General features: G+C 70.6%; 23 protein-coding genes, 2 pseudogenes and 1 riboswitch. Of the genes and pseudogenes, 10 read left to right on the top strand and 15 right to left on the bottom strand.

What is annotated here, in order from left to right; all coding sequences use genetic code 11:
* The first annotated feature begins 12 nt into the window (after positions 1-12).
* The gene (locus ACIBJG_RS18055; RefSeq protein ID WP_399308485.1) at positions 13-1209 is read left to right on the top strand and encodes a serine hydrolase domain-containing protein; all 1197 of its coding nucleotides are present in this window, start codon (positions 13-15) and stop codon (positions 1207-1209) included.
* A gap of 86 nt (positions 1210-1295) precedes the next feature.
* On the opposite strand, the gene ACIBJG_RS18050 is transcribed toward ACIBJG_RS18055, so the two are convergent.
* Together ACIBJG_RS18050 and ACIBJG_RS18045 are read right to left on the bottom strand one after the other, a co-directional pair.
* A complete protein-coding gene (locus ACIBJG_RS18050; protein WP_399308560.1) occupies positions 1296-2459 on the bottom strand; it encodes a PotD/PotF family extracellular solute-binding protein in 1164 nt (387 codons plus the stop codon).
* A gap of 185 nt (positions 2460-2644) precedes the next feature.
* The gene (locus tag ACIBJG_RS18045) at positions 2645-4084 is read right to left on the bottom strand and encodes a gamma-aminobutyraldehyde dehydrogenase (RefSeq protein ID WP_399308484.1); all 1440 of its coding nucleotides are present in this window, start codon (positions 4082-4084) and stop codon (positions 2645-2647) included.
* Positions 4085-4262: 178 nt separating this feature from the next.
* Here ACIBJG_RS18045 and ACIBJG_RS18040 point away from each other — a divergent pair, with 178 nt between their 5' ends.
* From ACIBJG_RS18040 to ACIBJG_RS18010, 7 genes and pseudogenes are all read left to right on the top strand, one after another.
* Positions 4263-4754 (top strand): Lrp/AsnC family transcriptional regulator, encoded by a 492-nt coding sequence (locus ACIBJG_RS18040; RefSeq protein ID WP_399308483.1) that lies wholly within the window; start codon positions 4263-4265, stop codon positions 4752-4754.
* Positions 4739-6118, top strand: coding sequence for an aspartate aminotransferase family protein (locus tag ACIBJG_RS18035; RefSeq protein WP_399308482.1), 1380 nt, complete (start codon positions 4739-4741; stop codon positions 6116-6118). Before ACIBJG_RS18040 ends, ACIBJG_RS18035 begins: the two co-directional genes overlap by 16 nt.
* Positions 6119-6373: 255 nt before the next feature.
* On the top strand, positions 6374-7111 hold the full coding sequence (locus ACIBJG_RS18030; RefSeq protein ID WP_399308481.1) for an ABC transporter ATP-binding protein: 738 nt from the start codon (positions 6374-6376) through the stop codon (positions 7109-7111).
* A complete protein-coding gene (locus ACIBJG_RS18025; RefSeq protein WP_399308480.1) occupies positions 7093-8274 on the top strand; it encodes a hypothetical protein in 1182 nt (393 codons plus the stop codon). Before ACIBJG_RS18030 ends, ACIBJG_RS18025 begins: the two co-directional genes overlap by 19 nt.
* 69 nt (positions 8275-8343) lie before the next feature.
* Entirely contained in the window at positions 8344-9465 is a 1122-nt protein-coding gene (locus ACIBJG_RS18020) for an LOG family protein (RefSeq protein WP_399308479.1), read from the top strand.
* 335 nt (positions 9466-9800) lie between these two features.
* Positions 9801-10483 (top strand): annotated as a pseudogene (locus ACIBJG_RS18015) (transposase).
* 24 nt (positions 10484-10507) lie between these two features.
* Positions 10508-11044, top strand: a complete 537-nt coding sequence (locus tag ACIBJG_RS18010) for a hypothetical protein (RefSeq protein WP_399308478.1) — start codon at positions 10508-10510, stop codon at positions 11042-11044.
* Here ACIBJG_RS18010 and ACIBJG_RS18005 read toward each other — a convergent pair.
* The 5 genes and pseudogenes from ACIBJG_RS18005 to ACIBJG_RS17985 all read right to left on the bottom strand — a co-directional run bounded on the left by ACIBJG_RS18005 (position 11010) and on the right by ACIBJG_RS17985 (position 15345).
* Positions 11010-11297: a hypothetical protein gene (locus ACIBJG_RS18005; protein WP_399308477.1), complete on the bottom strand. Its 288-nt coding sequence runs from the start codon at positions 11295-11297 to the stop codon at positions 11010-11012. The genes ACIBJG_RS18010 and ACIBJG_RS18005 overlap by 35 nt on opposite strands.
* A 63-nt stretch (positions 11298-11360) precedes the next feature.
* Positions 11361-12491: a serine/threonine-protein kinase gene (locus ACIBJG_RS18000; protein ID WP_399308476.1), complete on the bottom strand. Its 1131-nt coding sequence runs from the start codon at positions 12489-12491 to the stop codon at positions 11361-11363.
* A 118-nt stretch (positions 12492-12609) separates the two neighbouring features.
* Positions 12610-12897 (bottom strand): annotated as a pseudogene (locus ACIBJG_RS17995) (transcriptional regulator); the annotation flags it as partial.
* Positions 12898-13018: 121 nt separating this feature from the next.
* The gene (locus ACIBJG_RS17990; RefSeq protein ID WP_399308475.1) at positions 13019-14161 is read right to left on the bottom strand and encodes a glycosyltransferase family 4 protein; all 1143 of its coding nucleotides are present in this window, start codon (positions 14159-14161) and stop codon (positions 13019-13021) included.
* Positions 14086-15345, bottom strand: coding sequence for a glycosyltransferase 87 family protein (locus ACIBJG_RS17985; RefSeq protein ID WP_399308474.1), 1260 nt, complete (start codon positions 15343-15345; stop codon positions 14086-14088). Before ACIBJG_RS17985 ends, ACIBJG_RS17990 begins: the two co-directional genes overlap by 76 nt.
* Before the next feature lie 141 nt (positions 15346-15486).
* On the opposite strand from ACIBJG_RS17985, the gene ACIBJG_RS17980 reads away from it, so the two are divergent.
* Positions 15487-16707, top strand: coding sequence for a sensor histidine kinase (locus tag ACIBJG_RS17980; protein ID WP_399308473.1), 1221 nt, complete (start codon positions 15487-15489; stop codon positions 16705-16707).
* Complete coding sequence (locus ACIBJG_RS17975) at positions 16701-17402, top strand: response regulator (protein ID WP_399308472.1); 702 nt, start codon at positions 16701-16703, stop codon at positions 17400-17402. Before ACIBJG_RS17980 ends, ACIBJG_RS17975 begins: the two co-directional genes overlap by 7 nt.
* A 13-nt stretch (positions 17403-17415) precedes the next feature.
* On the opposite strand, the gene ACIBJG_RS17970 is transcribed toward ACIBJG_RS17975, so the two are convergent.
* From ACIBJG_RS17970 to tsf, 8 genes are all read right to left on the bottom strand, one after another.
* Positions 17416-18441: an ABC transporter ATP-binding protein gene (locus ACIBJG_RS17970; RefSeq protein WP_399308471.1), complete on the bottom strand. Its 1026-nt coding sequence runs from the start codon at positions 18439-18441 to the stop codon at positions 17416-17418.
* Positions 18442-18443: 2 nt separating this feature from the next.
* On the bottom strand, positions 18444-20057 hold the full coding sequence (locus ACIBJG_RS17965; RefSeq protein ID WP_399308559.1) for an ABC transporter permease: 1614 nt from the start codon (positions 20055-20057) through the stop codon (positions 18444-18446).
* 86 nt (positions 20058-20143) lie between these two features.
* Positions 20144-21247, bottom strand: coding sequence for a thiamine ABC transporter substrate binding subunit (locus ACIBJG_RS17960; protein WP_399308470.1), 1104 nt, complete (start codon positions 21245-21247; stop codon positions 20144-20146).
* Positions 21248-21327: 80 nt separating this feature from the next.
* Positions 21328-21444: riboswitch (TPP riboswitch) on the bottom strand.
* A 41-nt stretch (positions 21445-21485) separates the two neighbouring features.
* Complete coding sequence (rlmN, locus tag ACIBJG_RS17955) at positions 21486-22592, bottom strand: 23S rRNA (adenine(2503)-C(2))-methyltransferase RlmN (protein ID WP_399308469.1); 1107 nt, start codon at positions 22590-22592, stop codon at positions 21486-21488.
* Positions 22593-22696: 104 nt separating this feature from the next.
* Complete coding sequence (locus ACIBJG_RS17950; RefSeq protein ID WP_399308468.1) at positions 22697-23782, bottom strand: phosphatidate cytidylyltransferase; 1086 nt, start codon at positions 23780-23782, stop codon at positions 22697-22699.
* Positions 23782-24339 (bottom strand): ribosome recycling factor, encoded by a 558-nt coding sequence (frr, locus tag ACIBJG_RS17945; RefSeq protein ID WP_362966856.1) that lies wholly within the window; start codon positions 24337-24339, stop codon positions 23782-23784. The genes ACIBJG_RS17950 and frr overlap by 1 nt, the downstream gene beginning before the upstream one ends.
* A gap of 171 nt (positions 24340-24510) precedes the next feature.
* On the bottom strand, positions 24511-25287 hold the full coding sequence (gene pyrH, locus ACIBJG_RS17940) for a UMP kinase (protein ID WP_359135755.1): 777 nt from the start codon (positions 25285-25287) through the stop codon (positions 24511-24513).
* A gap of 158 nt (positions 25288-25445) precedes the next feature.
* Positions 25446-26282 (bottom strand): translation elongation factor Ts, encoded by an 837-nt coding sequence (tsf, locus tag ACIBJG_RS17935; RefSeq protein ID WP_399308467.1) that lies wholly within the window; start codon positions 26280-26282, stop codon positions 25446-25448.
* Between the last annotated feature and the right edge of the window lie 46 nt (positions 26283-26328).

The raw sequence follows: 26328 nt of genomic DNA, 5'->3' as shown, positions 1-26328 counted from the left end.
GAGGCACCGGACATGAACGCCCGCACGTCCCGCACCGTCATCGCAGCCGCCCTGCTCCTCGGCATCGCCGCGGGCCCCGCCGCACCGGCCCTGGCAGCGGCCACCCCACCGGCGGGCGCGGCCGCACAGCAGTCACCGACCGTCGGGGCATCCGAAGCCGAGGCGCTGCGCGCCGCGATCAGCGGGCTCCCGACCGACGACGCCACGGCCGCGCTGGTGCGCGTCTCGGGCACCGCGGGCGTCTGGCGGGGCAGCACCGGCGTCCACGACCTGGCGTCCGGATCGCCGGCGGACCCGGCCGGGCGCTTCCCGGCCGGTTCGGTCACCAAGGTCTTCACGGCGGCCGTGGTGCTCCAGTTGGCCGGCGAGGGAAGGATCAGCCTGGACCGGCCGGCCCGGCACTATCTGCCGGACCTGATCCCGGCGGCGTACGCGAAGGTCACGGTGCGCCAGTTGCTGAACCACACGAGCGGCATCCCGTCCGTGGGCCCGGCCGGCACCGACACGCTGGAGGGGGCGTACGCGCACCGCTTCGACCTGATCGACCCGGCGGACGTCGTGCGCGAAGCCACCGCGCACCGGCCGGACTTCGCCCCCGGCACCCAGCAGCACTACGCCAACATCGGATACACCGTGGCCGGCCTGCTGATCGAGCGGGTCACCGGTGACACGTACGCCTCTCAGGTCTCCCGCCGTGTCCTGAAGCCCCTGCACCTGAAGAACACCTACTTCCCCGGCACCGACCCGTCGATACGCGGGCGGCACAACCACGGCTACCAGGTCTTCGGCACGGATGGCGAGCTGCGCGACGTGACGGTGTGGGGGGTGAGCGACGCCTGGGCCGCGGGCGACCTGATCTCCAACACCACCGACCTGGAGCGGTTCACCCGGGCGCTGTTCGGCGGGCAGGTGGTGCGCGGACCGCTGCTCCAGGCGATGTTCACGCTCCCCGACGCCTCGGTGCGCGAATACGGCACGGGCAGGCCGGCCGCGTTCAGTGCGGGTCTCTCCGTGATGATGCTGGGCGGACGCGAGGTCTGGGGCAAGACGGGTGGCCGCTGGGGGTACAACACGGCCATAGCGGCCACCCGTGATCTCTCCCGGACCCTCGTCTACGGCGTCAACTCGACGGACGCGAAGGGCCAGGACATGAATTCCACGGCACTGGACATCGTGGTGGCCGCCTTCGGCGCCCCGTCGTCCGGGTGACTCGGACCGCCGGGCGGCCCTCCCGACCGGCATCGGCATCGGCATCGCGCATCGGACTCGGCCGCAGCCCGGCCGGGGGCGCGCCGTCAGAGGCCGACGATGGAGTTCCACTTCTTGGCGAACTCGGTGCGCTCGTCCGAGGTGATGTCGCGGGCGATCGCCAGCCGCTTGCGCATACGGTCGTCGGGGAAGATCAGCGGGTCCTCGGCCAGAGCGGCGGTCTCCTCGTCCTTGGAGGAGGCCAGGACGTCCCTGGCGGCGGGGACGGGGCAGACGTAGTTGACCCAGGTGGCGAGCTCAGCGGCGACCTCGGGCTCGTAGTAGTGGTCGACGAGCTTCTCCGCATTGCGCTTGTGGCGGGCGAGGTTGGGGATCATGAGCGATTCCGCCCAGAGCTCGGCCCCCTCCTCGGGCACCACGAACTCGATGTCGGGGTTGTCCGCCTGGAGCTGGATGACGTCGCCGGAGTAGGCCTGGCAGGCGAGCACGTCTCCGGTGGAGAGGTCCTTGATGTAGTCGTTCCCGGTGAAGCGGCGGATGTGCTTGCTCTTCACGAGCTTCTCCACCTGGTCGCAGATGTCGTAGAAGTCGTCGCGCTTCCAGCGGGTGACGTCGACGCCGTTGCCCTGCATCAGCAGGGCGAAGGACTCGTCGAGCCCGGACAGCAGGGTGACCTTGCCGCGCAGGTCGTGCGCCCACAGGTCGCTCGTGTGCTTGATCTCCCGGCCGAGCCTCTTACGGTTGTACGCGATGCCGGTGATGCCGGACTGCCAGGGCACGCTGTGCGTCCGGCCCCTGTCGAAGGCGGGCGAGCGCAGCTGCGGGTCGAGATACTTCGTCACGTTGGGCTGCTTCGCCCGGTCCATCTCCTGGACCCAGCCGAGCCGGACGAAGCGCGCGGCCATCCAGTCACTCATGACGATCAGGTCGCGGCCGGTCTGCTGGTGGTTCATCAGGGCCGGGCTGATCTTGCCGAAGAACTCGTCGTTGTCGTTGATCTCCTCGGTGTACGTGACGGAGATCCCGGTCCTCTTGCTGAACGCGTCGAGGGTGGGCCTCTTCGACTCGTCCTCGTCGTCCGTGTCGATGTAGAGGGGCCAGTTGGCGAAGTGCAGGGCGTGATCGCCGGTGGAGTAGTCGCGTCCGGCACGGTCGCCCGGCTCCACGTAGGCGGCGGGGACTCCGCAGCCGGCCAGCGTGACGCCGGCCGCTCCCGCCCCGAAGGCACGGAGCAGGGACCGGCGGGACATGGGGTGGTTCGGGATCGCTCGCACCTGCGCAGGATGCCGGTCGGCCGGTGTCGCGGGCAATGGACCAACCGTCCAGCGGTGCCCGCCCCCCGCGCACACCCTGTCGAGGGCCGGGGGTACGGATACGGCCCCGGGCACTCGCACAGTGCGCCCGGGGCCGTATCCGTACCGAAGTGCCGCGACGGTCAGCCGTCGAGGGAGGTCATGACGTGCTTGATACGGGTGTAGTCCTCGAAGCCGTAGGCGGAGAGGTCCTTGCCGTAGCCGGACTTCTTGAACCCGCCGTGGGGCATCTCCGCGACGAGCGGGATGTGGGTGTTGATCCACACACAGCCGAAGTCGAGGTTCTTGGACATCCGCATGGCGCGGGCGTGATCCTTGGTCCAGACGGAGGAGGCGAGCGCGTACTCGACGCCGTTCGCCCACTCCAGGGCCTGGGCCTCGTCCGTGAACGACTGGACGGTGATGACCGGGCCGAAGACCTCGTTCTGGATGATCTCGTCGTCCTGCTTGAGCCCGGAGACTACGGTCGGGGCGTAGAAGTAGCCCTTTTCGCCCACCCGGTGGCCACCGGCCTCGACCTTGGCGTGGGCGGGGAGCCGCTCGATGAAGCCGCTGACCTGGGCGAGCTGGTTGGCGTTGTTGAGCGGGCCGTAGAGCACGTCCTCGTCGTCCGGCTGCCCGGTCTTCGTGTCGGCGGCGGCCTTGGCCAGCGCGGTGACGAACTCGTCGTGGATCGACTCGTGGACGAGCACGCGGGTCGCGGCCGTACAGTCCTGTCCGGCGTTGAAGTAGCCCGCGACCGAGATGTCCTCCACGGCCTTGGCGAGGTCGGTGTCCTCGAAGACGACGACGGGAGCCTTGCCGCCGAGCTCCAGGTGGACCCGCTTGACGTCCTTGGCGGCGGACTCGGCGACCTGCATGCCGGCCCGGACCGAACCGGTGATGGAGGCCATGGCCGGCGTCCGGTGCTCGACCATCGCGCGACCGGTGTCGCGGTCGCCGCAGATGACGTTGAAGACGCCCTTCGGCAGGATCTGCCCGATGATCTCGGCGATCAGCACGGTGGACGCCGGGGTCGTGTCCGACGGCTTGATGACGACGGTGTTGCCCGCGGCGAGCGCCGGGGCGAACTTCCAGACGGCCATCATCATCGGGTAGTTCCACGGCGCGACCTGCGCGCAGACACCGACCGGCTCGCGGCGGACGATGGAGGTCAGACCCTCCATGTACTCGCCGGCCGAGCGGCCCTCCAGCAGCCGGGCGGCGCCCGCGAAGAAGCGGATCTGGTCCACCATCGGCGGGATCTCTTCGGTGCGGGTCAGCCCGATCGGCTTGCCGGTGTTCTCGGACTCGGCCGCGATGAGGTCCTCGGCGCGCTCCTCGAAGGCGTCCGCGACCTTCAGCAGGGCACGCTGGCGCTCGGCGGGCGTGGCATCGCGCCAGGCGGGGAAGGCAGCGGCGGCTGCGCCCATCGCGGCATCGACGTCGGCCTCACCGGACAGCGGGGAGGTCGCGTAGACCTCCTCCGTCACCGGGTTGACCACATCGATGGTCCGCCCGTCGGCGGCGTCCCGGAACTCTCCATTGATGTAGTTGCGCAGACGGCGCACCTCGGTGGTCACAACCACCCCTCCTGTCGACACGTCCAATGGGTGAGACGCCCAGCCTAGTCGCATGGGTAACGGTTTCGACATACCCAACCGCCGCGAACTTCGGATTCAGTGAGATCCAAGCCTCTTCACAACGAATTTCATCGATTGAGGGTTGCGAGACAGACGAGTCCCGGTGCAGAGTGGCTCCGTGGCCAGTCGCAGCGCAGACTCCAGGAACGGGAACGGATCGTCCCCAGCGGTCGATGCCGTGTCCCTCGCAATCATCGAGCAGCTCCAGGAGGACGGGCGTCGCCCGTACGCCGCGATCGGCAAGGCCGTGGGCCTCTCCGAGGCGGCCGTGCGCCAGCGCGTCCAGAAGCTGCTCGACCAGGGCGTGATGCAGATCGTCGCCGTCACCGACCCGCTCACCGTGGGGTTCCGGCGGCAGGCGATGGTCGGGATCAACGTCGAGGGTGACCTCGACCCCGTCGCGGAGGCCCTGTCGGCCATGACCGAATGCGAGTACGTGGTGATGACCGCGGGCTCCTTCGACCTGATGGTGGAGGTCGTCTGCGAGGACGACGACCACCTGCTGGAGACGATCAACAAACGCATCCGGGCCATTCCCGGCGTGCGCTCCACCGAGAGCTTCGTCTACCTCAAGCTCAAGAAGCAGACCTATATGTGGGGAACCCGATAGCCGTGAGCAAGGACCTCAGCCGGACCGCGTACGACCACCTGTGGATGCACTTCACCCGCATGTCGGACTACGAGAACGCGCCCGTTCCCACCATCGTGCGTGGCGAGGGCACCTACATCTACGACGACAAGGGCAAGCGCTACCTCGACGGGCTGTCCGGCCTGTTCGTGGTGAACGCCGGTCACGGCCGTCACGAGCTCGCCGAGGCCGCGTACAAGCAGGCCCAGGAGCTGGCCTTCTTCCCGGTGTGGTCCTACGCCCACCCGAAGGCCGTCGAGCTGGCCGAGCGCCTCGCGGACTACGCTCCGGGCGACCTGAACAAGGTCTTCTTCACCACCGGTGGCGGCGAGGCCGTCGAGACCGCCTGGAAGCTGGCCAAGCAGTACTTCAAGCTCAAGGGCAAGCCGACCAAGTACAAGGTCATCTCGCGCGCGGTCGCCTATCACGGCACCCCGCAGGGGGCCCTGTCCATCACCGGTCTGCCCGCTCTCAAGGCGCCCTTCGAGCCGCTGGTCCCCGGCGCGCACAAGGTGCCGAACACCAACATCTACCGCGCCCCGCTCTTCGGCGACGACCCGGAGGCCTTCGGCCGCTGGGCCGCCGACCAGATCGAGCAGGAGATCCTCTTCGAGGGCGCGGACACCGTCGCCGCCGTCTTCCTTGAGCCCGTACAGAACGCGGGCGGCTGTTTCCCGCCCCCGCCCGGCTACTTCCAGCGCGTCCGCGAGATCTGCGACAAGTACGATGTGCTGCTGGTCTCGGACGAGGTCATCTGCGCCTTCGGCCGGCTCGGCACGATGTTCGCCTGCGACAAGTTCGGCTACGTCCCGGACATGATCACCTGCGCCAAGGGCATGACCTCGGGCTACTCGCCGATCGGTGCCTGCATCATCTCGGACAAGCTCGCCGAGCCGTTCTACGAGGGCGACAACACCTTCCTGCACGGCTACACCTTCGGCGGCCACCCGGTGTCCGCGGCCGTCGGCCTCGCCAACCTCGACATCTTCGAGCGCGAGGGCCTCAACCAGCACGTCCTCGACAACGAGAACGCCTTCTTCACCACGCTCCAGAAGCTCCACGACCTGCCGATCGTCGGCGACGTCCGCGGCAACGGCTTCTTCTACGGCATCGAGCTGGTGAAGGACAAGGTCACCAAGGAGACGTTCACCGACGAGGAGACCGAGCGCGTCCTGTACGGCTTCCTCTCCAAGGCGCTGTACGACAACGGCCTGTACTGCCGGGCCGACGACCGCGGCGACCCGGTCGTCCAGCTCGCCCCGCCGCTGATCTCCGACCAGTCCACGTTCGACGAGATCGAGGGCATCCTGCGGTCCGTCCTGACGGAGGCCTGGACGAAGCTCTGAGCATGAGCCGGGACGGCCCAGCGGCCGGCACCGGCTTGACCGCCGCTTGACCGTCCCCGGGCGGCCCTCCAGCGGTCATTTCATACGGCCCACGCGGCCCGGATGCGCCCATTCGAGTGGGAAGAAGCGCACCCGGGCCGCGTGCTGTGCGCACACCGCGATCCGAATCCTTACGGTGCCGAGTGACCGATCGGCCCCGCCTTCGTTCCCCCGTACGGGGGAACGGGATATCTGATCTGAACCGAGGTGTACGCCATGGTGGCCCCGCCGGACAACGACGTGATCTGGGCGCGTTCCCTGCAGCACTCCCACAACGGCTCACCCGCGCTCGGCGGAGTCTCCCTGGGGATCCGCGACGGCGAGATCCTCGCGGTGACCGGCCCGCGCGGCAGCGGCAAGACGACGCTGCTGCACTGCCTCTCCGGTCAGCTCGTGCCCCAGCAGGGCGAGGTGTGGTTCAACAGCGTCCCCGTTCACACCATGGGCCCGCGGCTGCGCGAACGGCTGCGCCGCGACAAGTTCGGCTGGATCGCCCCCGAGCCCCAGCTCGTCCCGGAACTGAACACCTGGGAGAACACCGCCCTGCCGCTGATGCTGCGGGGCACCGGGCATCGGGAGGCCAAGAAGGCCGCCATGGAGTGGCTGGAGCGCCTCGACATCGGCATGTGCGCGCGGAAGCGGCCGCACGCCCTCCAGCAGAGCCAGCGGCAGCGGATCTCGGTGGCCCGCGCGCTGGCCGCCGCACCCTCGGTGATCTTCGCCGACGAGCCGACCGCGACGCTGCACCGTACCGACCGCGCCCATGTGCTGCGCACCCTGACCAGCGCGGCCCGCTCGCACGGCATCACGGTGGTGCTCGCCACGCACGACCCGGAGATCGCGGCTCTCGCCGACCGCGTGGTGCCGCTGCTGGACGGACGCCGGGTCGCCACGGTCGCCCTGCCCGCCGTGACCGATGCGGAGGGCCGCTCGGCGTGCTCGCTCTCCGTCTAGCCCGCGGTTCCCATCCACTGGTCCTGATGCGGCGGCTGCTGGTCGCGGCCGCCTCCGCAGGGGTCGGCTTCCTGCTGCTGTGCACGCTCGGCTACGCCTCCGGGCACCCGGCGCACTCCGCCGGCTCCGTACTGCGGCTGCTGTGGTGCTTCGTACCGATGGCCGCCACGGTGCAGTTCGCGGTCGCGGTGGCGCGTACGGACCCGAGCACCCGACCGCGCGCCGGACTGTCCGCCGTCGGCCTCGGGCCGGTGCGGCTCAGCGTGCTCGCCGCGGTGTCCACCGCCGTCTCGTGCACCCTCGGCTCGATGGTGGCGCTGCTCTTCTTCCTCCACCTGCGTGGCGACCTGTCCGGGCTGCCGTTCGACGGTGCCGCGGCGGGGCTGCTCGGCGCCGCGGCACCGCTGCCCCTGGCCGCCGTCCTCGTCCTGCTGACCCTGGTCCCCGTGGCCGCCGCGACGGCGAGCGCTCTGGCCCTCCGGACCGCTCCGGTGCGGGCCACGGCGGCGCAGGACACCGAGGACCTGCTGCCCGAGGAGCAGATCCCGGCCCTGATGGCGGCACCCGCAGGGCTGCCCTGGGGTGTCGCCCTGACCGCCGCCGGACTCGCCGTCGAGGCGTACGCGAACCGCGGTTCGACCGGCAGCCCCTTTCCGCTCCCCGGCAAGCTCGACTCCACACCCGCCTGGGTCCTGGTGGGATGGACCCTGACCGCGATCGGTCTCGCCACGGCCGGCCCGGGACTGACCTACCTGTGCGGGCGCCTGCTCCAGGCGGTGCGTCCCGGAGCGGTACGCCTGCTGGCGGGCCGCGTCCTGATGAACGAGGCGCACCGGATCGGCCGGCCGCTCGGCGTCGTCTGCGCGGTCCTCTCCGCGGTCGTCGCCGCGTACGCGCTGTACGGGACCGGGCCGCGGCCCTTCGGCCCGCTCACCGCACTCGGCGCCGTGCTCGTCATCGGCTGCACCACCGCGACGCTCCTGACGTCGGCCCTGGAGGCGAAGCAGGCGCGTGCCGAGACTGCCAGGTCGCTGTTGCGGCTCGGCGCACCGGCCTCGGCCCTGCGCGCGGCGACGGCGTTGCGCGCGGCCGCGCTGCTGCTCGTCTTCGCCCCGCTGACCTGGGCGATCGCCGAGCTGGCCGCGCTGCCGCTGACGGCCTGACCGGGTGCCGGCCGGGGCGTCGTCCCCGGCCGGTCCGTGCGGGAGGACTCCGGTCCGTAGCATGAGGGCGTGGAGAGTCCGGAAGTCAGCATTCCCGCCCCCGGCGCCGAGATCGAGTCGCTCGCCGAGTTCGACGCGGCGGTCGCCGCCGGCTCACTGGCGGGCCACCGCGTCCAGTCCGTCGACCTGACGGACCGCAGCGCTGCACTGCTGGCCGCGGACACGTCCGGCGCCGTGTTCCTCGGCTGCCGGATGGAGCCGGGGGCAGCCGAGAAGGTGCGGGCCGACGGCGCGTTCGTCTTTCCTCCGGTGCCCGGTCTCCCCTTCGATCCGTACCGTGGTCTGCTCTACTCGCCCGACGCCCTCTACGACGGGCTGGCGCGGGGTGGTTACGAGGCGACGCCCGACGCCCGCGCCTACCGCTGGTTCTGCCGCACCCGGTCGGACGGCGACGCCTTCGCCTCGATGCTGCGCGCGCTGCACGACGACGCGGTCTCCGACGCGCTGGACGAACTCCTCGTCGGGGCGCGGGTGGTCGGTGTGATGGGCGGCCACGCGACACCCCGGGGCAGCCACCAGTACGCGGCGGCGGCCCGCCTCGGCAGGACCCTGGCCCGCAGCGGCCTGACGGTGGCCACCGGCGGCGGCCCGGGCGCGATGGAGGCGGCGAACCTCGGCGCCTACGCGGCCCCGCACCCCGACGCGATGCTGGACAAGGCCTGCGAGCTCCTGGGCGCGGTCCCCTCGTTCACCCCGTCGGTCACCGACTGGGCGCTGGCCGCGTTCGCCGTACGGGAGCGCTGGCCGGACGGCGGCCCCTCCGTGTCGGTCCCCACCTGGTTCTACGGCCACGAGCCGCCGAACCCGTTCGCTGGAAGCATCGCCAAGTACTTCGCCAACGCCCTGCGCGAGGACGGCCTGCTGGCCCGCTCGACCGCGGGCGTGATCTTCCTGCCGGGCGCGGCCGGGACCGTCCAGGAGATCTTCGACAGCGCCACCCCGAACTACTACGGCTCACGCGGCGAGCCGTCCCCGATGGTGCTGGTCGGCCGTGACCACTGGACGCGGGAGCTGCCCGCCTGGCCACTGCTCCGGGCCCTCGCGGCCGGCCGGCCGATGGAGTCCCGGATCACCCTCGTCGACACGGTGGAGGAAGCAGCCGAGGCGCTCGCCCGGCTGTCGGTCGCCTAGCTTGTTCTTTTTCTTCCGGCCTCGAACGGTGTCTCGTACTGAGTCGCTCACCTGGGGGTTTGCCGGACGTGGGGCGGCCTTCGTCTGATCCTGTGCTCCGACCAAGGTGCACGTGACCACGACGAAGGCCGTGAGAGTGAGTCTGCTGTCTGATGTTGTGCGGAGGGAAGCGTTCGCGGAAGCGTCACGCTTCCGAGGCGAGTTCTACGAGTGTCTCACTGCCCGGCGCGACGAGTTGTTCGAGCTGGTGGACGCTGTGTTGTGTGCGGACGGGGCGGTGAAGTCCCCCGGTGGACCTGACTCTGTTGCCCGAACATCGACGTGGGCACGGAGCGATGTACGGCGGCCTCAACCACGGCCGGATCGACGTCGACCAGCTGCGGGCGGTGCCGGCCGGGCTGTCGCTGCCGCGTTTCGACAGCGGGCGCCTGGTCCTGGCGGTCGATGTGTCGCCATGGCTTCGCTCGGACGCGCCGTGCTCGGCTGAGCGCCTGTTCTGTCACGTCTATGGCCGGGCGAAGACGGCGTCGCAGTTCATCCCGGGCTGGCCCTACTCCTTCGTCGCCGTGCTGGAGCCGGGCGCCACGTCATGGACCGCGATCCTGGACGCGGTGCGGCTGGGACCGGTTGACGACGCGACCGCGGCCACCGCCACCCAGTTGAGGGGTGTCGTCGAGCGACTCATCGCCGCAGGCCACCGGCAGGCCGGGGACCCGGCCATCGTGATCGTCAGCGACGCCGGCTACGACGTCACCCGCCTGGCCTGGGTCCTGCGCGACCTCCCGTCGAGCTGGTCGGCCGGGTCCGCTCAGACCGCGTCATGCGCCTGCCGAAACCACCGAGGATGCACGGCGTCAACGGCCGGCCGCCCAAGCACGGTCCGGAGTTCCGCTTCACCAAGCCGGAGACCTGGCCCGAGCCCGCGATCACCACGGTCACCGACACGAGCAACTACGGCAAGGCCGAGACCCAGGCGTGGGACCGGGTCCATCCCCGGCTCACCCACCGCTCCTCCTGACTCGACCACGACGGTGAACTACCGGTGATTGAAGGGACGTTGATCCGGTTGAAGGTCGAGCATCTATCGAAGGACCGGAATGCCCCGCCCGTGTGGTTGTGGTCTTCCAAGGCCGGCGCCACCCCCGACGACGTGGACCGATTCCGGCAGGCATTTCTCCGCCGTTTCGATCTGGAGCACACCTTCCGCTTCGCGAAGCAGACCCTCGGCTGGACCACACCGAAACTCCGCACTCCCGAGGCGGCGGACCGCTGGACCTGGATCCTGATCGCCGCTCACACTCAGCTCAGGCTTGCCCGTCCGCTTGCCGAAGACCTCCGCCGGCCCTGGGAGAAGCCCGCCCTACCCAACCGGCTCACCCCGGCCCGGGTCCGCCGGACGTTCAGGAACATCCGCGCACACTTGCTCTGCCCCGCCCGTGTTCCCCAACCTCGTGGCGCCGGTCCCGGACGGCCACTCGGCACCAAGAACAAGCACCGGGCGCCCCGCTACGACGTCGGCAAGACCGTCAAACGCCCCGAGACCCTCAAGGCCATCGGCAAGCCTGGAAGATCTTGGTAGATAAGGAACAAACCCAGTTGATGTCCTCGACGTCGGTGGCCTCCACCCCCGACATGACGGTGCCGCCCGCACCCTCGCGGTCGGCGGCGCCACCGCCCGCGTAGGAGAACCGGCCGTAGCGCTTGGTGCTTCCCTTGACGAGGGCCTGTGCGGAGACCGAGTCCGGGTGGACGACGAAGCTGGTGAACTTGGACGTGCCCCTCACCGGTTTCAGTTCGGCGATGGATGCGCGGATGCCGTCCGTGGTCAACAAGTCCTTGTTCTCAAGGGAATTGGTGGACGCCGGGCGATCCGTCGCGTCGCCTTTCGCCGCCGGTCACCACGACCAGGAGAAGGCGTCGTAGAAGATGACGGCCCCCGCCACGACGACGGCGACGATGGCGACCCAGCTGATGATGCGGGGCATCACGTCCACCCAGTCCTGCCACGTGCGCGGCCCCGTCGGCGCCGGCAGGCGCCACTCCGGATCGAGCGCGGCCGGTTCCGGCTCGGCAGGCCCGGGTGGGGCGATCCGGAACGAGGTCGGGATCGCGTCCTGCACGGACTCGGCCGTCACGGGCACTTCCGGCTCGTCCGGCTCGTCCGGCTCGTCCGGCTCGTCCGGCTCGTCCTTCAACTCGCCTGCCACCCGGCCCAGTTCACGGTCCAGCGTGCGCGCGTCGGGCCGCGCCTGCGGCTCGTGTACCAGCAGCGACATCACGATGTCGGCCAACGGGCCCGCGTACCGGGGCTTCGGCACCTCGTCGTAGAGCACGGCGGCGAGCGTCGCCAGGGTGCTGTTCCGGCGCAGCGGGTGCCGGCCCTCCACGGCGACGTACAGCAGCATGCCCAACGACCAGAGGTCGGCGGCCGGGCCGCCGGAAAGCCCACGGACCCGCTCCGGCGCCATGTAGTCCGGCGAGCCGATGACCGATCCGGTCGCCGTCAGACGCGTGGACTCCTGGACGGCGGCGATACCGAAGTCGGTGAGGACGGGGCGGCCGTCGGGGCGCAGCAGTACGTTCGCCGGTTTCACGTCGCGGTGCTCGATGCCGTGCGCGTGCGCGGCGACGAGAGCGGCGAGCAGGTCGCGGCCGAGCCGGGCCGCCTCCACCGGCGTCATCCGGCCACGGTCCAGACGGTCCTGCAACGAGCCGCCGGTGACCAGTTCCATCACCAGCCACGGGTATGTGTCGGAGCCGCCGTCGATGATGTGGTGGATGGTGACCACGTTCGGGTGGTCGACGCGGGCCAGGGCCCGGGCCTCGCGCAGGACGCGGGCGCGCAAGGTCCGCACGGCGTCCGGGTCCTCGTCGGCGGCCTGCGGGCGGACCTCCTTGAGGGCAACGTCGCGATGGAGCGCCAGGTCGCGAGCACGCCATACGGTGCCCATGCCGCCGCCCCCGAGCCGTTGCGTCAGCTCGAATCGGCCGTCGATCACACGTGGACCGCCACCGTTCCCGTTCACCGGTCGGACTCCTCACTCAGGGCCCTGTTCGACGGGCCCGACCATCATGGCGCACGCCTCGACGGACCCAGCGAGCACCCCTGCCGGATCGACGGTCTCCCCTCAGGTCATGTGAGGTCTAGCCAATGCCCTGGCTCGGACACCGCCGGCCATCGGCGTGCAGGGAGCCAAGAAGGGCCAGGGCTTGGGCGGAGGCGCTGCCCGGTTCGGCATGGTAGATGACGAGTTGCCGGGCCGGGGCGTCGCGGACGTCGAAGGACTGGTAGGTGAGGGAGAGCGGGCCGACGTCCGGGTGGAGGAGTTGCTTGGCGTCCTGTGTTTTGCCCCGCACGGTGTGCTGCTCCCACAGCCGCCGGAATTCGGCACTGTGCTCGGTCAGCGTGTCCACGAGGTGCCGCAGACGCGGGGAACAGCCCCTTCCCGCACACAAGTTGCCCCCTGCGCGGGCTCGACCAGCACCACGACCGCGCAGGTTAAAGATCAAGCTAGGACCTCGTGTTCGGACCATGCTGGGCTCCGGGCGGCACTCACCGTTGCCGGCCCCCGGCCAGGAGCCCCGCCAGCCGCTCGTACGTCGTCTCCCATCCCCAGTCCGTCCGCACCCGTTCACGGCCCTTCTCCCCCATCGCGGCGGCGGTGTCGCGGTCCCGCAGGAGTTCGACGAGCCGGGCCGCGATGGCCGGCACGTCCCGCCCGTCGACCAGGTGACCGGTCACCCCGTCGCACACCGTGTCCGCCGCACCGCCCGAGTCCCCCGCCAGCACCGGCAGTCCGGCCGCGGCGGCCTCCAGGAACACGATCCCGAGGCCCTCCACCTCCAGGCCCCGACGCCGGGTGCGGCACGGCATCGCGAAGACATCGGCCGCCGCGAAGAACCCGGGCATCGCCGCATGCGGATGCCCGCCCGCCAGAACGACCGCGTCCGCGAGCCCCGCCTCCGCGGCCGCACGCCGCAGACAGGACGCACCGGGACCGTCGCCGACCAGCAGGAGGGTGGCCCCCGGCACCGCCCGGCGGACCTCCGGCAGCGCGCGTACCAGCATGTCCTGGCCCTTGCGGGGGACGAGCCGCGCCGCGCAGAGGATCACCGGTCCGCCGCCCAGCCCGTAGCTCCGGCGGACGGCGCTCCCCCCGGGGCGGGCACGGAAGGCCTCGGAGTCCACACCGGGCACCAGGCGCACCATCCGGCGCGCGGCCACCGGCCCGAGGGCGGCGGCGATCGGTACACGGGTCGCCTCGCCGAGATGGGTGACGGTGTCCGTGACCGCCCCGATCCGCCGCAGGAGCGCCCGGGTGCCGGGGGTGCGGGCCCACCACACCTCGTGGCCGTGCGTGGTGGCCACGATCCGCCGGATCCCGGCCTCCCGGCGCAACCGGTCCGCCATCAGCGCGAGGGGCGCGGCGGCGCCGAACCAGACCCGGTCGCAGCCGTACTGCCGGGCCAGGGCGGCGGCCCGGCCCGCGACCCGCGGGGTGGGCAGCAGCATGCGGGCCCGGTCACGGATCACCGGGTACGGCAGCGCGGCGTCGTGGGCGGCGGCCCCGGGCTCGGACGAGGTGTAGACGACCACGGAATCGGCGGGGAACCGGCTGGTCATCGCGTGGACGAACGTCTCGATGCCGCCCTGGCGGGGCGGGAAGTCGTTGGTGACGACGAGAGTACGGGCCATCGGGGCGTTCCTTCGGGGTCGGGCCGGACCGCTCCGCCGCGCTGCGACACGGCCCAGGCGGCGAGGACCAGCGGGTATACGAGGTAGCCGAAGCGGGTGGCGGGCATGAGCGCGATCGCCAGGCCCAGCCCGAGAGCCAGCCGGAGGGCGGCGGCGGCCGCCGTTCCCGGTGGGCGGACGAGCAGCGAACCGGCCACCGCCAGGGCGCAGCAGCCGAGCAGGACGAGGGCGACAGTCCGCCCTCCGGGCAGGCCGACGGCGAGCAGACGGCCGGGGAACGGGCTGGCAGCCGGTGAGACGGCATCGGTCAGACCGAGCGGGTAGGCGACGACGTGCGTGACGAAGGACGACGGATCGCGCAGTGCGGCAGGGAGTACGAGTGCCGCGGCGGTGAACACCGCCACGGCGGCGTAGCGCAGCGCCGCCATGGGCTCGGTGGCACCGCGCCGCCGCATCGAGATGAGGAGCAGGGAGGCCACGGGCAGCGCGGGCCAGGCCGTCCACTTGAGGGCGGCGGCCAGTCCGGTCACCAGCCCTGCGGCAACGGGCCTGCCCCGCCCGGCCAGCGAGAGGCCCAGACACATCAGCGCCGCCACCGGCAGGTCGACGCCGCCCACCGCCAGCGGCAGGGCGACGAGGGGGCAGGCGGCCAGCGCAAGCAGCGGCGGCCGCCGGGCGCAGAGGGCGAGCGCTCCGAGGAAGGCAGCCCCGGTCCACAGCCGGGGATCGGTCAACGGGCCGTCACCGAGCAGGGCGTGCGGAATCCCGAAGACCGCCATGGCGGGAAGGTACGGATCGAAGTCCGCCACCGCCGCGGGTTCGGGGGCGTACGGAGAACCGGTGGTGAGCAGCAACTGTGCCGAGTGCGCGACGACGTCCACCTCCAGTTGTGCCCGGCGCGTCAGCACGAGGAGGAGCAACGGCAGCCCCACCGCTCCGCCGGCCGCGGCAGCGGACGCCGCACGGCGCCGCCCGCGAGCGGCCGACCAGGCCGCCGCCGCGTATCCGACGGCGGCCGATGCGCCCCAGATCCGGTGCGGACCAAGTCCGGAGCACAGGGCGAGAGCCAGCGCCGCCACCGCACATCCCGCCCAGGCCCCCGGGCCGATCCGGTCGGCGAGGGTGCCGCGTTGCCGGGTGGGTACGGACCCTGCGGCTGTCGCGGGATCTGCTGTTCCGTCCATGATCCCGAGGCTAGGAACGCGGCTCCCTCGGCACGTCACACCCCGATTTGGTGTTCGCGCTCAACCCGTGGCATGAGACGCGGTGGGGAAATCCACCCCTGCTCCGATGCGAGGGCGGGCCCCGTGCCGAACAATCCTGGTATGAGCAGCACGATCACACCCCGCGCCGACGTCCAGCGGGTACGCGTGCGCGCGCGCCGGTGGGCGTCGGCGCCCGCGTACCCCTGGCTGACGGGGGGTGCGCTGACCCTGTTCGCGGCTGCGGAGCTCATCGCCGTACCGGGCTCGACGATCACCACGTTCGGGGTGCTGGTCTGCACGGCCTCCCTGATGTGGCGGGTCGCGCGGCCCGCCGTCTGCTTCCTGACCGTCGGCGCCGCCCTGCTCAGCTTCGGGACCGACGGGAACATGGCCTACGCGACGATCGCCGGCACCCTGATCGCCAGTTACACCCTGGGGCGCCACCGCGTGCAGCACCCGGCCCTGCTCGTCGTCGGCGGCGCACTGGCCTCGCTCACGGTGAACCTCGTGCACATCGACCGCTGGGCACGCGACGGATCGCCTCAGCTGCCCGTGCTCCAGGGCAGCGACCGGTTCAGCCTCGGGCTGTACGCCGAGACACTGGCCCTGACGGTGGCGATCCTGGGGGCCGTGAGCATGGGGGACGCGGTGCGCGCACGGGAGGAGACCCGCAAGGAGCGGGCCGCGGCGCAGTCCCGGCTGCTGTCGATGGAGCGCCGCCAGGCGGCGGAGGCGGAACGGGCCGCCATCGCGAGGGAGTTGCACGACATGATCGCCCATTCCGTATCCATGATCGCTGTCCAGGCGGAGGGGGCGACCTACACCACCCCCGGCCTGTCGCCGCAGGCCAGGGACGCCTTCCAGCAGATCGCCGGGACTGCGCGTACGTCGATGACCGAGTTGCGGCGGATGCTCGGTGTGCTGCGCACCGACCGGGAGGCGGGGGCGGTGACGGCGCCGCAGCCGACGCTGGCCGGGCTGAACGACCTGGTGGAGCAGCACCGGGCGGTGGGCGGCACGGCCGAGTTGCGGATCAGCGGCGAGCAGCCCGAGTTGCCCCCGTCCTGGGAGCTGTCGGCCTTCCGCATCGTGCAGGAGGCTCTGACGAACGTGCGCCGCCACGCGCCGGGGGCGGGGGCGGTGGTGGAACTCGTCTACGGACCCCGTCTGTTGTCCGTCCGGGTCGGTGACGACGGGCCGGGGCCGCCCGGGCCGCTGGGCGAGGGCACGGGCCATGGGCTGGTGGGGATGAACGAACGGGCTGCGCTGCTCGGTGGGAGGCTCACCGCCGGCCGAGGCCCGGCCGGCGGCTTCCTCGTCGAGGCGGAACTGCCGTGGTGATCCGGGTGGTGGTGGCCGATGACCAGGCCGTCGTCCGGACCGCTTTCGCCGGGTTGCTCGCCACCCAGCCCGACATCGAGGTGGTCGGCGAGGCGGAGGACGGGGCGGCGGCGGTCCGGCTCGCCGCGGCACACCGTCCGGACCTCGCGCTGCTCGACATCCGGATGCCGGGGCTGAACGGCATCGACGCGGCCCGCGAGATCATCGCCGCGTCCGCAGGTGCGACCAGAGCGCTGATGCTGACGACGTTCGGGCTCGACGAGTACGTGTACGACGCCCTGATGGCGGGGGCCAGCGGGTTCCTGCTGAAGGACGCGACGTTCCCCGAACTGCTGCACGCGGTACGGGTGGTGGCCGAGGGCCAGGCACTGCTCTCCCCGGACATCACCGGCCGGCTGATCGCGGAGTTCACCCGGCAGCGGATCGCCGCTCCTCCCGCGCGCTCCATCGAGGGTCTGACCGGCCGGGAGGTGGAAGTGCTCGTCCTGATCGCCCAGGGTCTGTCGAACGTGGACATCGCCGACCGTCTCACCATCACCGCGCACACGGTCAAGACCCACATCAACCGGGTGTTCGCGAAGATGGAGCTGCGGGACCGTGCTCAGGCCGTGATCCTCGCGTACGAACTGGGGCTGGTCGTGGCCGGGTCCGGTGCCGGCGGAATCCGCCCGCGGGGCCCGGGCGCGGGCCGGTGATCCCGCGCCCGGGTCACGCCACGGCGGGCAGCACGACGCTCTCCGCCGCGTCGAAGGTGACGCCGACCTGCGCTCCCTCGTCCGGAGTGCTGTTCAACGGGCACTCCGCGTCCAGGACCGGGCCGCGGTCCGGGTGCAGCTTCACGGCCACGTGGTTGCCGCGGAAGGTGCGCGCGCCCACGGTGCAGCGCAGACCGCCCTGCGGGCCGCCGATGAGGACCCCGGCCGGACGGACCAGCAGATCGCAGGCCCCCTGCGGCGATCCGGCCGGCACCGGCACCTTGCCCCAGTCCGTGGCCGCGGCCTCACCGGTGACCGTCGCGTCCACCACGTTGTCGAAGCCGAGGAAACGGGCGACGAAAGCGGAGGCGGGACGCTGCCAGACCTCCAGAGGCGTGCCCACCTGGGCGATGTGTCCGTCACGCATCACGACGACCCGGTCGGCGAGCGCGAAGGCCTCGCCCTGGTCGTGGGTGACGGCGAGCACCGTCGTACCCAGCCTGCCGAAGAGTGTGCGCAGTTCGACGACGAGCCGTTCGCGCAGACTGCGGTCCAGCTGGCCCAGGGGTTCGTCCAGCATCAGCAGTTTGGGCCGGGGGGCGAGGGCCCGGGCGAGGGCGACGCGCTGCTGTTCGCCGCCCGAGAGCGCGGCGACGGCACGCCGTTCGGCGCCGGGCAGGCCCACCAGGTCGAGGAGTTCGGCGACCTGGCGGTCCTGCTCAGCCCGCTTCACACCGTGCATCCGCAGACCGAAGGCGACGTTGGCGCCGACGTCGCGGTGCGGGAACAGCTGGTGGTCCTGGAACATCAGGCCCAGGCCGCGTCGGTGGACCGGCACACCGTCCTGGTCCGCGCCGTCGAGGAGCACCCGTCCGCCGTCGGCCTCCTGGAGTCCTGCGACCACCCGCAGCAGGGTGGACTTCCCGCTGCCGCTCGGTCCCAGGACGCAGACGACCTCGTGCTCGGCGACCTCCAGGTCCACGGCGTCCAGCGCCGCACGTTCACCGAAGCGCACGGTGGCCGATTCCAGTGTCAGCATCTCTAGAACTCCCCGGATCGGTCCGTGCGGATACGTTCGAGCAGCAGCAGCGATACCGCGCACACGAGCATCAGGATGGTGCTGAGGGCCATCGCCTGGCCGTAGTTGAGCTCCCCGGACCGGCCCAGCAGCCGGGCGACGGCCACCGGAAGCGTGGGGTTGTCGGGCCGTGCGATGAACACCGTGGCCCCGAACTCGCCGAGCGACACGGCGAACGCGAAACCGGCGGCGACCAGCAGTGCCCGGCGCACCAGCGGCAGGTCCACCTCGCGCCAGGCCCGCAGCGGCGAGGCACCGAGCACCGCGGCCGCCTCGCGCAGCCGCCCGTCCACCGCTCTGAGGACCGGCAGCATGGTACGTACGACGAAGGGCACGCCGACGAGCGCCTGGGCGAGCGGCACCAGGATCCAGGAGGTCCGCAGGTCCAGCGGCGGCTTGTCCAAGGTGATCAGGAAGCCGAAGCCGACGGTGACGGCGGAGACGCCGAGCGGCAGCATCAGCAGCGCGTCGAACCCGCGGACGAGCCGGCCCGCCTTCCTGGTCAGGGCCGCCGCCGCCAGTCCCCCGACGACCAGGGCGATGAGGGTCGCGACCAGGGCGTAGCGCAGCGAGTTCCCGATCGCTTCGATCGGCGCGACCAGGAACGTACCGCTGTTCGCCTCCGCCGAGCCGAGTGCGCGGTAGTAGGCGAATCCGTGCCCGCCGGACACATCGAGCGACCGCTCCACCAGGACGGCGAGCGGCAGCAGGATCAGGACCAGCACGGTCAGCAGCACCCCGCCGAGCAGCGTCCACTGCCCCGCGCCGCGCGGTCTGCGGGACGTCTGCGCCGGGTCGACGAGTTTCAGCGCGGTCTCCCTGCGCCGCACGGTCCACGCGTGCACGGCGAGCACGGCGCCGACCGCGACGAACTGCATCAGCGTCAGCACGGCGGCCGTGGGCAGGTCGAGCAGTTGCGCGGTCTGCCGGTAGATCTCCACTTCCAGCGTGGAGAAGCCGGGACCGCCGAGGATCTGTACGACACCGAAGGAGGTGAAGGTGAAGAGGAAGACCATCAGCGCGGCAGCCGCCACAGCGGGTCCCAGTGCGGGAAGGGTGACACGGCGCCAAGCGGCGAAACGCCCCGCTCCGAGAACCCGCGCGGCCTCCTCCTGCCGGGGGTCGAGCTGCGACCAGAGTCCGCCGACTGTGCGTACGACGACGGCGTAGTTGAAGAAGACATGGGCCAGCAGGATCGCCCACACCGTCGTGTCGAGCCGTACGCCCCACAGCTCGTCGAGGAAGCCACCGCGACCCAGCAGCGCGAGGAACGCGGTGCCGACGACGACGGTCGGCAGGACGAACGGCACGGTGACAATCGCCCGCAGCAGTTGTTTGCCGGGGAAGTCGAACCGGGCGAAGACGTACGCGCCGGGCAGCGCGACCAGCAGCGTCAGCGCGGTCGAGGCGAGGGCCTGCCAGAAGGTGAACCAGAGGACGTCTGTGATGTCCGGCCGGCTCAGCACCTCGCCGAACCGCCCGAACTGCCATACGCCGCCGGCCTTGAGCCCGCGTCCCACGATCGCGACGACGGGATAAGCGAAGAACAACGCGAAGAACGCCACGGGCACGGCCATCAGACCGAGCCGTACCGCGCCCCCGCGCAGCGACCGGGCGCGCGCGGCCTTCCCGCGCGCGCCCGGTCCGCGTACGGGAGTCTTCGCTACTTCACTACGAGCGAGGACCACGACTGGACCCACTGCTCACGGTTCTTGGCGATCGTGTCCGGGGCGACGGTCGTCGGCTTGTCGACCGTGGCGCCGAACTTCGTGAAGAGATCCGGCACCTTCGCACCCTTGGTGACCGGGCTGACGAACATGTTGAGCGGCATGTCCTCCTGGAACTGCTTGCCGATCAGAAAGTCCAGCAGAGCCTTGCCGCCCGCCTCGTTCTTCGCCCCGTCGAGCAGACCGGCGAACTCGATCTGCCGGAAGCACGTTCCGGTGGCGACGCCGGTCGGGGCGGTCTTCGGCTGCGGGTCCGCGTACAGCACCTCGACGGGCGGGCTGGAGGCGTAACTGACGACGAGCGGCCGGTCGCCCTTGGCCTTCTTGCCGCCCGCGGAGCCGGAGAACTCCTCGTTGTACGCCTGCTCCCAGCCGTCGACGACCTTGACGCCGTTGCTCTTCAGCTTCTTCCAGTAGTCCTGGTAGCCGTCCTCGCCATAGGTGGCGACGGTGCCGAGGAGGAAGCCGAGGCCCGGCGAGGAGGTCGCCGCGTTCTCGGTGACGAGCAGGTTCTTGTACGCGGGCTTCGCCAGGTCGTCGAAGGACTGCGGTGGCGCCAGCTTCTTGTCGGCGAAGTACTGCTTGTCGTAGTTGACGCAGATGTCGCCGGTGTCGACGGGAGTGACCCGGTGCTTGCCCGCGTCCAGCTGGACGTCGGCCGCGACCTGGTCGAGGCCCTTGGCCTCGTAGGGCGTGAACAGGCCGTTGTCGAGGGCGCGCGAGAGCAGAGTGTTGTCGACGCCGAAGAAGACGTCGCCGCGCGGCGAGCCCTTGGTCAGGATCTCCTGGTTGAGCGCGGCGCCCGCGTCACCGCTCTTCAGCACCTTGACGGTGTAGCCGGTCTGCCGGGTGAACTCCTTCAGTACGTCCATGGAGGCGTTGAAGGAGTCGTGGCTGACGAGAGTGACGGTCTTGGAGCCGGTGCCCTTGGTACCGCCGGTGCCGGCGGCCGAGTCGTCGGAGCTTCCGCATCCGGCGAGCGCGGTCGCGCCGAGCGCGGCGGCGACGGCCCCCGCCGCGATCTTCTTGGTGGTGCTCATGTGATTCCTCCTGGGATGACCAGGAAGAGACGCGGCCCTGCCCGCGCCGGCGGAAACCGGAAGCGGGCAGGGCGCAACAGCTTGAGTAAGGTCCGAACTTCCTACCCGGAATGACCCGGGCGAGGTTCAGAGGGTCTGCGGCCAACCTGTCCTTGGTGCCGCACTCTCAGCGCTGTGGCGCTCCCCTGTCGGAATATGAAGTTGATTTCGAGCCCAGGCTACACGGCCGGTTTCGGCCTCAGCGCTCGGAGGCCGCCAGCTGTCCGCAGGCCCCGTCGATCTCCTGGCCCCGGGTGTCCCGGACGGTCACCGGCACCCCGTGGGCGGCGATGGCGTCGACGAACGCCTTCTCGTCCTCGGGCCGCGAGGCGGTCCACTTCGAGCCGGGCGTCGGATTCAGCGGGATCAGGTTGACGTGGACCCGCTTGCCCTTGAGCAGCCGGCCGAGCCGGTCGCCCCGCCACGCCTGGTCGTTGATGTCGCGGATCAGCGCGTACTCGATGGAGATGCGGCGGCCGGACTTCTCCGCGTACTCCCACGCGGCGTCCAGCACCTCGCGCACGTTCCACCGGGTGTTCACCGGCACGAGGGTGTCGCGCAGCTCGTCGTCCGGGGCGTGCAGCGAGACGGCGAGGCGGCACTTGAAGCCCTCGTCGGCGAAGCGCAGCATCGCCGGGACGAGGCCGACGGTGGAGACCGTGATCCCACGCTGCGAGAGCCCCAGCCCGTCGGGCTCGGGGTCGGTCAGCCGGCGGATCGCACCGACCACGCGGTTGTAGTTGGCAAGCGGCTCACCCATGCCCATGAAGACGATGTTGGAGAGCCGGGCCGGGCCGCCGGGGACCTCGCCGTCGCGCAGCGCGCGCATGCCGTCCACGATCTGGTGGACGATCTCGGCGGTCGACAGGTTGCGGTCGAGACCGGCCTGTCCGGTGGCGCAGAACGGGCAGTTCATGCCGCAGCCGGCCTGCGAGGAGATGCACATCGTGACGCGCTCGGGGTAACGCATCAGGACGGACTCGACCAGCGTCCCGTCGTGCAGCTTCCACAGCGTCTTGCGGGTCGTGTCGTCGTCGCAGCTGATGTGCCGCACCACGGACATCAGATCGGGGAACAGCGCCTCGGCGAGCTTGTCCCGCGATCCGGCCGGGATGTTGGTCCACTCCGCCGGGTCGTGCGCGTACCGCGCGAAGTAGTGCTGCGAGAGCTGCTGGGCGCGGAACGGCTTCTCGCCGGTCGCGGCGACTGCTTCCTTGCGCTCGGCGGGCGTGAGGTCGGCGAGGTGCCGCGGCGGCTTCTTGGCTCCGCGGGGCGCGACAAACTGGAGTTCTCCGGGCTTAGGCATGGTTCTTCCAGTGTCGCAGACAGAACAGTGAGGGCCTGCCGCCCTGTGGACAACGGACCCTCACTCGTAAAACAGCAGGTCAGAAGGGGTGATCTACGCGCCTGTCAGCCGGAGCCGACGAAAATCACCAGCAGCAGCCAGACCACCGGCGCGGTCGGCAGGAGCGAGTCGAGCCGGTCCATGATGCCGCCGTGCCCGGGCAGCAGCGTGCCCATGTCCTTGATCCCGAGATCCCGCTTGATCATGGACTCGCCCAGGTCGCCCAGGGTGGCGCTGGCAGCGACCGCGAGGCCGAGCAGCAGCCCCTGCCACCAGGTCCCGTCGTCGATCAGGAACTGCATGCACAACGCACCGGCCACCATCGCGAAGGCCACGGCTCCGAACAGGCCCTCGCGGGTCTTTCCGGGGCTGATGCGCGGAGCGAGCTTGTTCTTGCCGAACCGCCAGCCGACGGCGTACGCACCCGTGTCGCTGACCACGGTCAGCAGCAGGAAGGTCAGAACCCGCTGGGGTCCGTCGTCGGCGGTCAGGAGCATGGCGACGAAGGTCGCCAGGAACGGCACGTAGAACGCGGCGAAGACTCCGGCCGTGACGTCCCTGAGGTAGCCATCCGGCGGCTCGGTCATCCGCCAGACGAGCACCGCCAGGGCGGTCAGCGCCATGGCGATCCAGGCGCCCTCGGCGCCCCGCGCGTAACCGGCCACGACCATGGCCGCGCCGCCGATCGCGAGTGGCACGAGGGGCGCTTTGATGCCCTTGCGCTCCTCCAGCCGGGAAGTGAGCTCCCACAGGCCCACGACGACGGCGACCACGACGACGCCGACGAAGACGGCCTTGACGATGAAGAGCGACGCAGCGACGACGGCCCCGAGCCCCAGGCCGACCCCTATGGCGGCTCCCAGATCACGGCCCGCACGTTTCTTCTGCGGAGGTGGCGGCGCGGTGGACATGGGCTCCTGCGGCTTCTCGTCACGGAACAGGGGGCCGCCGCTCAGGCGTCCGGCCCCCTGGTCCCGGTCATCACGGCTCTCAGCGTCTCTACCTGCGTCGGGAACGTCCGGCACGATGGGCATGGGCCGAGTCTGCTGGGCGTCATGCACATCATATGCAGGACCCGCCGGAGCGGCCCGCATCTCGGGCGCTGCCCGGTGACCGGCGCCCTGCGGGACGCCCCAGGAAGAGTCGTTCATCAGACTTCGAGCAGCTCGGCTTCCTTGTGCTTCAGCAGCTCGTCCACCTGCGCGACGTACTTCGCGGTGGTGTCGTCGAGCTCCTTCTCGGCGCGGCGGACCTCGTCCTCGCCGGACTCCTTGTCCTTGACCAGCTTGTCCAGGATCTCCTTGGCCTTGCGGCGGACGGCCCGGATCGAGATCTTGGAGTCCTCGGCCTTCGTCTTCGCGACCTTGATGTAGTCGCGACGGCGCTCTTCGGTGAGGTCGGGGAAGTTCACCCGGATGATATTGCCGTCATTGCTCGGGTTGACGCCGAGGTCCGAGTCGCGGATGGCCTGCTCGATGTTGCGCAGCGCGGTCTTGTCGAACGGCGTCACGACGGCCATACGGGGCTCCGGCACCGAGAACGAGGCCAGCTGGTTGATCGGGGTCAGCGCGCCGTAGTAGTCGGCGACGATCTTGTTGAACATCGCCGGGTGCGCACGGCCGGTGCGGATCGCGGCGAAGTCCTCTTTCGCGACCACGACGGCCTTCTCCATCTTCTCCTCGGCCTCGAGGAGGGTTTCTTCGATCACCACGTGCTCCTGCGTGTCTTGAGTGGGCCCGGCGTGCTCGGGCCCGGCGGGTCCTGCGTCGCGTCCTCACCTGCACGGTGTCCGACCGGCAGGCCGTTGTCCATCCTTCGGGGGCGCCCCCTGCGCCCCCGGGGGCCCACCGGGATTACCCCGGTGCGGTCCCCCCGGTTGTCAGGCCCGGGTGCCCTGGTCACTCACGAGCGTGCCGATCTTCTCACTCTTGACCGCGCGGGCGATATTGCCCGCGGTGGTCAGCTCGAAGACGAGGATCGGCAGCTGGTTGTCACGGCAGAGCGTGATGGCGGTGGCGTCGGCGACCTTGAGATCGCGGGCGAGCACCTCGCTGTACTCCAGCGCGTCGAACTTCACGGCCGCGGGGTTGGTCTTCGGGTCGGAGTCGTAGACCCCGTCCACGCCGTTCTTCCCCATCAGCAGTGCCTCGGCGTCGATCTCCAGGGCGCGCTGTGCCGCGGTGGTGTCGGTGGAGAAGTACGGCATGCCCATGCCGGCACCGAAGATGACGACGCGGCCCTTCTCCAGGTGCCGTACGGCGCGCAGCGGAATGTACGGTTCCGCGACCTGGCCCATGGTGATGGCGGTCTGGACCCGGGAATCGATGCCCTCCTTCTCCAGGAAGTCCTGGAGAGCGAGGCAGTTCATGACGGTGCCGAGCATGCCCATGTAGTCGGACCGCGCCCGGTCCATGCCGCGCTGCTGGAGCTCGGCACCGCGGAAGAAGTTGCCGCCGCCGATGACGATCGCGATTTCCGCGCCGTCGCGGACGACTGCGGCGATCTCGCGGGCGATGGCGTGCACGACGTCGGGGTCGACACCGAGGCCGCCGCCGCCGGCGAACGCCTCTCCGGACAGCTTCAGCATGAAGCGTCCGCGCACCTTGCCGTCGTCGCGCTTGTGGTCACCTGTTGCGGCGTCCGCGCCCTTGTTCATGGAGATTCTCCTCGTGCACATACGAAGAAGGCCATTGCCGGTGGGTCTGGTGTCCCTCAGCGGCAATGGCCTCCTCGTCAGATCTGCGGTCGTACGGCGGTGTGCGGCCGTCGACTGCACCAGACCCTATCGGGGTCCACCGTTTTTCGCGGACGGACTCAGATGCCGACCTTGATGCGCGAGAAGCGCTTCAGGGTGACACCGGCCTCGTCCAGGACCTTCTGGACGGACTTCTTGTTGTCCAGCGCGTACGGCTGGCCAAGGAGAGTGGCCTCCTTGAAGAAGCCGTTGACGCGACCCTCGACGATCTTCGGGAGCGCGGCCTCGGGCTTGCCCTCAGCGCGCGTGGTCTCCTCGGCGACACGGCGCTCGGCCTCGACGACCTCGGCCGGGACGTCCTCGCGGGACAGGTACTTCGGCGCGAAGGCGGCGATGTGCTGGGCGATGCCCTTCGCCAGGTCGGCGTCGGCCTTGTCCAGCTCGACCATGACACCGATCTGCGGGGGCAGGTCGGGCATGGTGCGATGCATGTACACGGAGACGAAGGCGCCCTTGAACTGCGCGAAGCGGTCCAGGACGATCTTCTCGCCGAGGTTGGCGTTGGCCTCGTCCACGTACGCCTGGACGGTCTTGCCGGGCTCGATCTCGGAGGCGAGAAGCGCCTCGATGTCGGCCGGGGAGGTCGCGGCGACGTGAGCGGCGAGCGTGTTGGCGACGGCCTGGAACTTGTCACCCTTGGCGACGAAGTCCGTCTCGCACTTCAGCTCGACCAGGACGCCGGACGTCTTGTCCTCGGAGACGACGGAGACGACCGCGCCGTTCTCGGCAGAACGGCCTTCGCGCTTGGCGACGCCCTTCTGGCCCTTGATACGGAGGGCTTCGACGGCTCCGTCGACGTTGCCGTCGGCCTCGTCGAGTGCCTTCTTGCAGTCCATCATGCCGGCGCCGGTGAGCTCACGGAGCTTCTTGACGTCAGCGGCGGTGTAGTTCGCCATGAGTCTGTATTTCTCTCTCGAAGTCTGAAAGATCTACGGGTGAACG

This window comes from Streptomyces sp. NPDC050422 (assembly GCF_044458665.1).
Taxonomy (GTDB): Bacteria; Actinomycetota; Actinomycetes; order Streptomycetales; family Streptomycetaceae; genus Streptomyces.
Note: the sequence above shows the minus strand (reverse complement) of the source record. Positions and strands in the feature narration are given on the sequence as shown.

Excerpts from the sequence above, each read along its gene's own strand:
- ACIBJG_RS18050 (WP_399308560.1), bottom strand. The coding sequence starts at position 2,459 with ATGTCCCGCCGGTCCCTGCTCCGTGCCTTCGGGGCGGGAGCGGCCGGC.
- ACIBJG_RS17965 (WP_399308559.1), bottom strand. The coding sequence starts at position 20,057 with ATGGCCGTGCCCGTGGCGTTCTTCGCGTTGTTCTTCGCTTATCCCGTC.
- ACIBJG_RS17980 (WP_399308473.1), top strand. The coding sequence starts at position 15,487 with ATGAGCAGCACGATCACACCCCGCGCCGACGTCCAGCGGGTACGCGTG.
- ACIBJG_RS17960 (WP_399308470.1), bottom strand. The coding sequence starts at position 21,247 with ATGAGCACCACCAAGAAGATCGCGGCGGGGGCCGTCGCCGCCGCGCTC.
- ACIBJG_RS17985 (WP_399308474.1), bottom strand. The coding sequence starts at position 15,345 with ATGGACGGAACAGCAGATCCCGCGACAGCCGCAGGGTCCGTACCCACC.
- tsf (WP_399308467.1), bottom strand. The coding sequence starts at position 26,282 with ATGGCGAACTACACCGCCGCTGACGTCAAGAAGCTCCGTGAGCTCACC.
- ACIBJG_RS17990 (WP_399308475.1), bottom strand. The coding sequence starts at position 14,161 with ATGGCCCGTACTCTCGTCGTCACCAACGACTTCCCGCCCCGCCAGGGC.
- ACIBJG_RS18055 (WP_399308485.1), top strand. The coding sequence starts at position 13 with ATGAACGCCCGCACGTCCCGCACCGTCATCGCAGCCGCCCTGCTCCTC.
- rlmN (WP_399308469.1), bottom strand. The coding sequence starts at position 22,592 with ATGCCTAAGCCCGGAGAACTCCAGTTTGTCGCGCCCCGCGGAGCCAAG.
- pyrH (WP_359135755.1), bottom strand. The coding sequence starts at position 25,287 with ATGAACAAGGGCGCGGACGCCGCAACAGGTGACCACAAGCGCGACGAC.
- ACIBJG_RS17950 (WP_399308468.1), bottom strand. The coding sequence starts at position 23,782 with ATGAACGACTCTTCCTGGGGCGTCCCGCAGGGCGCCGGTCACCGGGCA.
- ACIBJG_RS17970 (WP_399308471.1), bottom strand. The coding sequence starts at position 18,441 with ATGCTGACACTGGAATCGGCCACCGTGCGCTTCGGTGAACGTGCGGCG.
- ACIBJG_RS18030 (WP_399308481.1), top strand. The coding sequence starts at position 6,374 with ATGGTGGCCCCGCCGGACAACGACGTGATCTGGGCGCGTTCCCTGCAG.